This is a genomic window from Saccharopolyspora sp. 6V (genome assembly GCF_020176785.1).
Lineage (GTDB): Bacteria > Actinomycetota > Actinomycetes > Mycobacteriales > Pseudonocardiaceae > Saccharopolyspora_C > Saccharopolyspora_C gregorii.
Genome location: NZ_JAIUKB010000111.1, coordinates 18,879 through 27,736, shown reverse-complemented (window position 1 = coordinate 27,736; position 8,858 = coordinate 18,879). Strand labels below are relative to the sequence as shown.

General features: G+C 73.7%; 5 protein-coding genes. 3 read left to right on the top strand and 2 right to left on the bottom strand.

Annotation, left to right across the window (positions count from 1 at the left end):
* Positions 1-184: 184 nt before the first annotated feature.
* A complete protein-coding gene (locus tag LCD35_RS21315) occupies positions 185-2,143 on the top strand; it encodes a TIGR03960 family B12-binding radical SAM protein (protein ID WP_225044729.1) in 1,959 nt (652 codons plus the stop codon).
* Between the two features lie 15 nt (positions 2,144-2,158).
* Here LCD35_RS21315 and LCD35_RS21310 read toward each other — a convergent pair whose 3' ends face one another.
* Positions 2,159-3,520, bottom strand: a complete 1,362-nt coding sequence (locus LCD35_RS21310) for a S8 family serine peptidase (RefSeq protein WP_225044728.1) — start codon at positions 3,518-3,520, stop codon at positions 2,159-2,161.
* A gap of 231 nt (positions 3,521-3,751) precedes the next feature.
* On the opposite strand from LCD35_RS21310, the gene LCD35_RS21305 reads away from it, so the two are divergent.
* Together LCD35_RS21305 and LCD35_RS21300 are read left to right on the top strand one after the other, a co-directional pair.
* On the top strand, positions 3,752-4,585 hold the full coding sequence (locus LCD35_RS21305) for a TIGR03936 family radical SAM-associated protein (RefSeq protein WP_373689977.1): 834 nt from the start codon (positions 3,752-3,754) through the stop codon (positions 4,583-4,585).
* Positions 4,586-4,758: 173 nt separating this feature from the next.
* A complete protein-coding gene (locus tag LCD35_RS21300; RefSeq protein WP_225044727.1) occupies positions 4,759-7,884 on the top strand; it encodes a translation initiation factor IF-2 N-terminal domain-containing protein in 3,126 nt (1,041 codons plus the stop codon).
* 163 nt (positions 7,885-8,047) lie between these two features.
* On the opposite strand, the gene LCD35_RS21295 is transcribed toward LCD35_RS21300, so the two are convergent.
* On the bottom strand, positions 8,048-8,767 hold the full coding sequence (locus LCD35_RS21295) for an ASCH domain-containing protein (protein WP_225044726.1): 720 nt from the start codon (positions 8,765-8,767) through the stop codon (positions 8,048-8,050).
* Between the last annotated feature and the right edge of the window lie 91 nt (positions 8,768-8,858).

The following is an 8,858-nucleotide window of genomic DNA, read 5'->3' as shown; positions in this document are numbered from 1 at the left end:
CTGCACGGTGTCGCTGAGCTCCCCCGCCGCGTACAGCACGTCCCCGCGCGGGGACAGCGCCCCGCGCCGCGGCCCGCGCCCCCCCCCCCGCCCCCCCCCCCGCGGCGCGCCCCCGGCACCGCTGATCGGGGCCGCGCCCACCGCCCCCGGACCTGCTGCGACCCCGGCCACTACCCTGGCCGGTGTGAGTGTGGAGTCCGTGTTCGACCGCCTGGAGCCGCTGCTGCCCCGCGTCTCCAAACCCGTGCAATACGTGGGCGGGGAGCTCAACGCGACCGTCAAGGAGTGGGACGCGACCACCGTGCGGTGGGCGTTGATGTACCCCGACGCCTACGAGGTCGGGCTGCCCAACCAGGGCGTCATGATCCTCTACGAGATCCTCAACGAGCTCTCCGACGTGCTCGCCGAGCGCACCTACTCGGTGTGGCCGGACCTGGAGGAGCTCATGCGGGAGCACGGCATCCCGCAGTTCACCGTGGACGCGCACCGCCCGGTCGGCGCCTTCGACGTGCTCGGCGTCAGCTTCGCCACCGAACTCGGCTACACGAACCTGCTCAGCGCGCTGGACCTCGCGGGCATCCCGCTGCACGCCGTCGACCGCACCGAGGAGCACCCCGTGGTGCTCGCGGGCGGGCACGCCGCGTTCAACCCGGAACCGGTCGCCGACTTCCTCGACGCGGCCGTGCTCGGGGACGGCGAGGAATCCGTCCTGGAGATCACCGCCGCGATCCGGCGCTGGAAGGACGAGGGGCGCCCCGGCGGGCGCGACGAGCTGCTGCTGCGGCTCGCCGAGAGCGGTGGCGTGTACGTGCCGAAGTTCTACGACGTGCGCTACGCCGCGGACGGCACCATCGCCGAGGTCGTGCCGAACCACGAGCGCGTGCCCTACCGGGTGTTCAAGCGCACCACCATGGAACTCGACGAGTGGCCGTATCCGAAGCAGCCGCTGGTGCCGCTCGCCGAGAGCGTCCACGAGCGGATGAGCGTGGAGATCTTCCGCGGCTGCACCCGCGGCTGCCGGTTCTGCCAGGCCGGGATGATCACCCGGCCGGTGCGGGAGCGCTCGCCCGAGGGCATCGGTGAGATGGTGCAGAAGGGCCTGGAAGCGACCGGGTTCGAGGAGGTCGGGCTGCTGTCGCTGAGCTCCGCCGACCACTCCGAGATCGCCGAGGTCACCAAGGGCCTCGCCGACCGCTACGAGGGCTCCAACACCAGCCTGTCGCTGCCGTCCACCCGCGTCGACGCGTTCAACGTGGACCTCGCCAACGAGCTGTCCCGCAACGGCCGCCGCTCCGGGCTCACCTTCGCTCCCGAAGGCGGCAGCGAACGCATCCGCCGCGTCATCAACAAAATGGTGTCCGAAGAGGACCTCATCCGGACTGTGTCCGCCGCGTTCGCCAACGGCTGGCGGCAGGTCAAGCTCTACTTCATGTGCGGCCTGCCCACCGAGGAGGACGAGGACGTCCTGCAGATCGCCGAGATGGCCAAGGAGGTCATCCGCGCCGGACGGCAGGTCAGCGGGCGCAAGGACATCCGCTGCACCATCTCCATCGGCGGGTTCGTGCCGAAACCGCACACCCCGTTCCAGTGGGCCGCGCAGTGCGATCCGGACACCGTGGACGAGCGGCTGCGCAAGCTCCGCCACGCCGTCAACTCGGACCGCTCCCTCGGGCGCAACATCGGCATGCGCTACCACGACGGCAAGCCCTCGCTGGTCGAAGGGCTGCTGTCCCGCGGTGACCGCAGGCTCGGCACCGTCATCGAGCGGGTGTGGCGCGAGGGCGGCCGGTTCGACGGGTGGAACGAGCACTTCTCCTACCAGCGCTGGGTGGACTGCGCCGCCGAGGAGCTCGCGCGGTTCGGCGTCGACGTCGCCTGGTACACCACCCGGGAACGCGGGGAGCTGGAGATCCTGCCCTGGGACCACCTGGACTCCGGGCTGGACAAGGAATGGCTCTGGGCCGACTGGCAGGACGCGCTCGACGCCCGGGAGCAGGACGACTGCCGGTGGACGCCGTGCTTCGACTGCGGGGTGTGCCCGACGATGGGCACCGACATCGAGATCGGGCCGTCGGGGCGCGCGCTGCTGCCGATCAGCCCGGTCGGCAAGGGCTCCCCGGTCAGCAACCCCGCGTTCGGCTGACCGACCGCTCGGGTGTCAGCCCGGCGGAGCGAGGGCGGCCCGGGCGTCGACGAGGCCGTGGCCGTAGAAGCCGTTGTAGGTGGCGTAGCCGCGGCACAGCGCGTCCTGCGCGCCGTCCGCGTCGAGGTCGTAGTCCGCCGGGCACGGCAGCGGCCGGGCCGTCTCCAGCAGCCTGCGGCCCAGCTCGGCGGCGCCCGCGTCCGGATCGCGGGACGCCAGCATCGCCGCCACGCCCGCCACGTGCGGCGCCGCCATCGAGGTGCCGCAGGTCGAGCGGTAGTCCCCGCCGGGCGCCGTCGAGCGCACGCACTGCTCGTCGCGCTGCTCGCCGCCCGGCGCCGCCACGTCCACCGCGCCGAGCCCGTACGAGCTGTAACCGGACTTCACCTCGTCGGGACCGACCGCGGCCACCGACACCACCCCGTCCAGCTCGGTCGGCACCGCATCGCACACCGGTTCGCGCTCCGGCGGCACCGCGGTCAGGTCGGCCCTCTCGTTGCCGACGGCCGCGACGGTGAGCACGTCCCGCTCGGTCGCGTAGCGCACCGCCCGGCGCACCGCCTCCCGCGGCACCGGGGATCCGGCTCGGGTGCAGCCCAGCTGCGCGGACTCCACCAGGAAGCTGCTGTTCACCACGTCCACGCCGTGCTCGGCGGCCCACACGAACCCGCACACCGCGGCCTCCGGGTGCACGTACCCGTCCGCGTTGACCACCCGGATCGACGCCAGCCGGGCCTCGGGGGCGACGCCGGTGACGCCCGCGCCGTCGTCCGCGGCGGCGATGATGCCCGCCACGTGGGTGCCGTGCGCGTCGCCCTCCGGCGGGGCGTCGAGCTCCGGGTCCTCCGGGGTGAGGCAGTTCGCGGACCGCCGCACGTCCAGCGCGGCCGCCAGCTCCGGGTGCGCGGCGTCGACGCCGGAGTCGAGCACCCCGACGAGCGCGCCCGCGCCGCGGGTCGTGGGGTGCGCGTCCGCGGCGTGGATCGCGCGCAGGTTCCACTGCTGGTCCGGGGCGGTGCCCGCACCCGCTGCCTGCTCGCCGCGCTCCGCCTCGACGCGGTCCGCGAGGACCTGCCGCTCGGCGCTGTAGGCGCGGTCCCGCCCCATCCGCCCGGTGAAGTCCGGTTCGGCCGAGTCCACGACGGCCACGCCGATCTCCGGGTAGTACGCCGCCGTCGACCCGCACTGACCCGCTGCCTCGGATTCCGCGGTGGCGCGGGGCAGGCCGGGGTCGAACAGCACGACGTAACGCAGCGCGGGGCCGCCCGCGGTGCAGGACGGGTCCGGTTCCGCGGTGGCGGCGGGGCCGGGTCCGGCCAGCAGGCCCAGCAACGCGAGGCTGGCCGCGGCGGCACCGGCCGACCGGGCGAGGGGCACGTCGAACCTCCCACGTGACCGGGCGATCGCCCGCTGGCGGCCGCCGGGACACGCGCGACGTTAGGCGGCCCGCACCCGGCGGTACAAGGGCCGGAAGAACATACCGCGCGGTGCTCGACCACCTGCGCGGAACCAGGCGGTACCGTCGTGGCACGGCCCGGTGGCTCCGCTCCCGGGCCGGCGCTGATCACGATCGGCCGACACGTGCGGCCGCACCCGGGAGGAGCCCTGGTGAGTCGCCGCGACCACCCCAACCCGTCCGCGGCGCCGGTGCAGAAGCTGCGCCTGCGCTACACCAAACGAGGGCGCCTGCGGTTCAGCTCGCACCGCGACCTCGCCCGGGTGTTCGAGCGGGCGCTGCGCCGCGCGGGGGTACCGATGGCGTACTCGCAGGGGTTCAGCCCCCATCCCAAGATCTCCTGGGCCGGTGCGGTGCCGACGGGCGTGGCCAGCGAAGCCGAGTACGTCGAGCTGCAGCTGGTGCAGCGGGTGGAACCGGACCTGCTGCGGGCGGAGCTGAACCGGGTGCTGCCGCCCGGGATGGAGCTCGTCGAAGTGGTGGAGGCCGGGCCGGGCGCGCTGGCCGAACGCCTCACAGCGAGCCGCTGGGCGGTCGAACTGCCGGACGTCGGGGTCGAACCGCTGCGCGCCGCGGTCGCCGCCCTGCTCGCCGCCGAGTCGGTCGAAGTGGAGCGGATGACCAAGGACGGGCGCCGGACCTTGGACGCGCGAGCGGCGCTCGTGTCGGCGGAAGTCCTGGACAGTGCAGATCCGGCTGCGGTGTGTGACCAATCTTCCGCTTCCGTCGCCCAAGTGGACGATTGGCCGAAGGGTCCTGCACCGTATGGGATACTCGTAACGGTCGTGCGGCAGACAACACCCGTCGTTCGACCCGACGATGTGCTGAACGCCCTGCGCGTCGTCGCCGATCTGGACCCGTCCACGGCCGCTCGAGCGACCCGGTGGGAACAAGGTCGGCTCGACGACGAGGGAGGGCTCGCCGACCCGTTCGCCCAGGACAGGGCGACGGCCGTGGCCCAGCGGGAGACAATCCCGGCCGGGTGACGTGCCAAGGCGCGGACACCGTCGGACCCACCGTGGGACTTCCCGGTTCACCCAGATCCGGGACGGAGGGGACCAGCAGAATTGCCGTCGCCCCCGGGCGACGGAAGACCGCAGAACGCACATGCTCCTGTGCGGCCGCGTCCAACGGACGCGCCCGGGGGCGGAGGAGTTGAATGTCGAACACGGAAACGCCCGCTGGGAACGCCAGCGGGCCATCGCCCACATCCACGCAGGAAAGCGGCTCGGGCACCTTCGAACTGCCCGCCAAGCTGCGAGTGCACGCGCTGGCGAAGCTGCTGGGGGCCAGCAGCCGGGAGGTCATCACCTCCCTCGATTCGCTCGGCGAGGCCGTGCGCAGCGCGCAGTCCAACATCACGCGCGAGGTCGCGCTCCGGGTGGTGCAGCAGCTGCGTCCCGAGCAGATCGTCGCCGAGGACGCCGCCGAGCAGCCCGCCGCGACCGCGAAGCAGGATCCGGCGCCGGAGCAGCCCGCCCAGCAGGACGAGACGCCCGAGCAGCCGGCTGAGACCACCCCGCTGAACCCGGTGTTCGCGGCCCCGCAGGCGATGTTCCTCGCCCCGGAGCCCGTCGCGGCCCGCCCCGCGCCCGCTGCGCCGAAGCCGGAACCGGTCGCCGAGACCGACGACGAGGGCGACGACTCCGACCACTCCGCCGACGGCGAGGAATCGGCCGAGGGCGACGACGAGAACGGCGGCCGCCGCCGTCGCCGCCGCGGGCGCCGCGGCCGCGGCCGCGGCAAGGGCGGCGAAGGCGAGCAGTCCGAAGCGGGCGACGAGCAGCCCGAGGACGAGGCCGAGAAGCCCGGCAAGCAGGACAAGCCCGGCAAGGGTCGGAAGGACTCCCGCAAGGACGGCGGCCGCAAGGACGACGCCCGCGAGGACTCCGCCGACACGGCCGCCGAGGACGAGAAGGACACCAAGTCCGCCGACGCGCCCGCCGACGGCGGCGGTGAGGACTCCAGCCGCCGTCGCCGCCGTCGCCGCCGCCGCAAGGGCGCCGGGGACGACGACGGACCGTCGCGGGACGACGATCCGCCGAACACCGTCGTGCACGTCCGGGAGGAGCGGCAGGACAACGGCCGCCCGGAGAGCAGCGACGACGAGGTCCGCGCGATCAAGGGCTCCACGCGGCTGGAGGCCAAGCGCCAGCGCCGCCGCGACGGCCGCGAAGCCGGTCGCCGCCGGGCCCCGGTGCTGTCCGAGTCCGAGTTCCTCGCCCGCCGCGAAGCGGTGGACCGCAGCATGGTGGTGCGCGAGAACGGCGACCAGACCCAGATCGCGGTGCTGGAGGACAACGTCCTCGTCGAGAACTTCGTCACCGCCTCCGGCTCCGGCTCGCTCGTCGGCAACGTGTACCTGGGCCGCGTGCAGAACGTGCTGCCCAGCATGGAAGCCGCGTTCGTCGACATCGGCCGCGGCCGCAACGCCGTGCTGTACGCGGGCGAGGTCGACTGGGACGCCGCCGGGCTCGCGGGCAAGGCGCGCCGCATCGAGCAGGCCCTGTCCACCGGCGACAGCGTCCTGGTCCAGGTCACCAAGGACCCCGTCGGTCACAAGGGCGCCCGGCTGACCACCCAGATCAGCCTGCCCGGCCGGTTCCTGGTGTACGTGCCCGGCGGCGGTGCCACCGGCATCAGCCGGAAGCTGCCGGACAACGAGCGCAAGCGGCTCAAGGAGATCCTCAAGCGGATCGTCCCGGACAACGCCGGTGTGATCATCCGCACCGCCTCCGAGGGCACCAGCGAAGAGGCCCTGGACCGCGACGTGCGCCGCCTGCAGGCCCAGTGGGAGGTCATCAAGGAGAAGGCCGACACCCCGAAGGCCCAGGCGCCGCAGCTGCTCTACGAGGAGCCCGACCTGCTGATCAAGGTCGTGCGGGACCTGTTCACCGAGGACTTCTCCTCGCTGGTCGTCCAGGGCGGCGACGCGTGGGACACCATCGAGGCCTACGTGCAGCACGTGGCGCCGGACCTGATGAGCCGGCTCACCAAGCACACCGGCAAGGGCGACGTCTTCACCGAGCAGCGGATCACCGAGCAGATCGCGAAGGCGCTGGACCGCAAGGTCTGGTTGCCCTCCGGTGGCTACCTGGTGATCGACCGCACCGAGGCGATGACCGTCATCGACGTCAACACCGGCAAGTTCACCGGCTCGGGCGGCAACCTGGAGGAGACGGTCACCAGGAACAACCTGGAGGCGGCCGAGGAGATCGTGCGCCAGCTGCGGCTGCGCGACATCGGCGGCATCATCGTGATCGACTTCATCGACATGGTGCTGGAGTCCAACCGGGACCTGGTGCTGCGCAGGCTCACCGAGTGCCTCGGGCGGGACCGCACCCGGCACCAGGTCGCCGAGGTGACCTCGCTCGGGCTGGTGCAGATGACCCGCAAGCGGGTCGGCACCGGTCTCCTGGAGGCCTACAGCAGCACGTGCGAGCACTGCCGCGGACGGGGCCTGATGGTCTCGACGGACCCGGTGGTGCACCAGCACGGCGGTGGGAACTCCGGCGGCGGCGGTGGCGGCGGCTCGCGCCGGAACCGCAACAAGGGCAAGCACGACGGCTCCGGGGACTCGGACGGTGCGCAGCACGGCGAGCGCAACGGGGCCGTGCAGGAGCAGTCCTCGAAGGACGCCCAGAGCAAGCAGGACTCTGCCAAGCAGGAGTCCGGCAAGCAGGAGTCCGGCAAGGATTCGGGCAAGCAGGAGTCGGGCAAGGACTCCGCCAAGCAGGACTCCGGCAAGCACGAGTCGGCCAAGGACTCCGGCAAGCAGGACGGCGGCAAGCACGGCGGCGGCAAGCGCGAGCAGGGCAAGCCCGCCGAGCAGGACTCGGGCCGGAAGGACGGCGGCAAGCAGGACACCGCCGAGCAGGCCCCTGGCGAGCACGGCGGCAAGCCCGCGAAGCAGGAGCAGGCGGCCGAACCCGCCGCCCCGGTCGAGCAGCGGCCCGCGCAGCACTCCGCGCAGCAGCAGCCCGCATCCCCGGCCGCCCAGCAGCCGGAGTCCGGTGAGACCAACGGCCGCTCCCGGCGGCGCAAGGTCAGCCGCCCGGCGGGCAGCGCGGGAGCATCGGCCGAGCCGGTGGTCCTCGCGGTGGAGAAGCCGGCCGAGCCCGCCACCAACGGGGTCCCGGAGGCGCCGGCGCCCGCGACGGCCTCGGTCACCCGCAGGCCGCGGCGCCGGGCGGCGTCCCGGGCCGCGGCCGCGCCGACGAACTCCCCGGAGGCCGTCCCCGGCGACGCCGCGGACGCCACCGCCGGAGCGAGCTCCGAGAGCTGAGCAGCACCGCCGCGGGCGGGGTCGGGGGCTCCCCGGCCCCGCCCCCCCCCCCCGCGGCGCGCCCCCCCCCCCCCCCCCCCCCCGCCGCGGGGGGGGGGGGGGGCCCCCCCGCCCCCCCCCGCGGTCGTTGCACCGCCCCGCCCTCCGCGTCGGCGGCAGGCGGTCACCAGGCGGGTTCGAACCGCACCACGTCGACTTCGGCGGACCCGGCCAGCCCGGGGTAGTGCCTCGCCAGCGCGGCCCGCAGCTCGGCCAGGTCGGCGAAGCCGTCCAGCACCGCGTCCTCGTCGGTCAGCGCGTCCGCGGGCTTGCGCTCCACTCCGGTCACCTCGGCCGCCAACGTCGTCGCCGATCCGTCCGCGTGCTCGAACACCAGCCGTACCGGGCCGGGCCGCACCGGATCGTGCACCCGCACGGTGCTGCGCTTGGCGCCGTCGCGGACCGCGTCCAGGTAGCGGTCCCACACGTGCAGTTCCGGGGCCGGCCCGCCCGGTTCGTAGTTCCGGTAGTCGTAGGGGAACGGCAGCAGGTCGGTGATCGGGACCGCTTCCAGCCCGTTCTTGCCGCGGATGATCGCCCGCGACCGCGGGAAGTAGTCGAACAGCTGCTGCCTGCACCGGCCGCAGGGCGGGATCACCTGCCTGCCGGTCGCCAGGACCGCGACCATCGTCGTCAGCGGCGCGGACCCGGAGGCGGCGGCCTGGCCGATCACGACGGGTTCCGCGCACGGGCCGCCGGTGAAGTGCGAGACGTTCATCCCGGTGAACACCGCGCCCCGCTCGTCGTAGGCGGCGGCCGACACCTGGTGGCCGTCGTCGAGCGTGGCGCGGTCGAGCACGGCGGTGGCCCGCCGCACCAGTTCGAGGTCCGCATCGGTGAGCATGGGGCCCGATGCTAGGCGCAGGCCCCCACCTCGTCCCCTCGATTTCGCAGCAGCCGAGGCGCACGCGGGCCTGGGCTGTTTCCTGTCAGCG

Coding starts and splice junctions, on each gene's coding strand:
- LCD35_RS21295 (WP_225044726.1), bottom strand. CDS start 8,767: ATGCTCACCGATGCGGACCTCGAACTGGTGCGGCGGGCCACCGCCGTG.
- LCD35_RS21300 (WP_225044727.1), top strand. CDS start 4,759: ATGTCGAACACGGAAACGCCCGCTGGGAACGCCAGCGGGCCATCGCCC.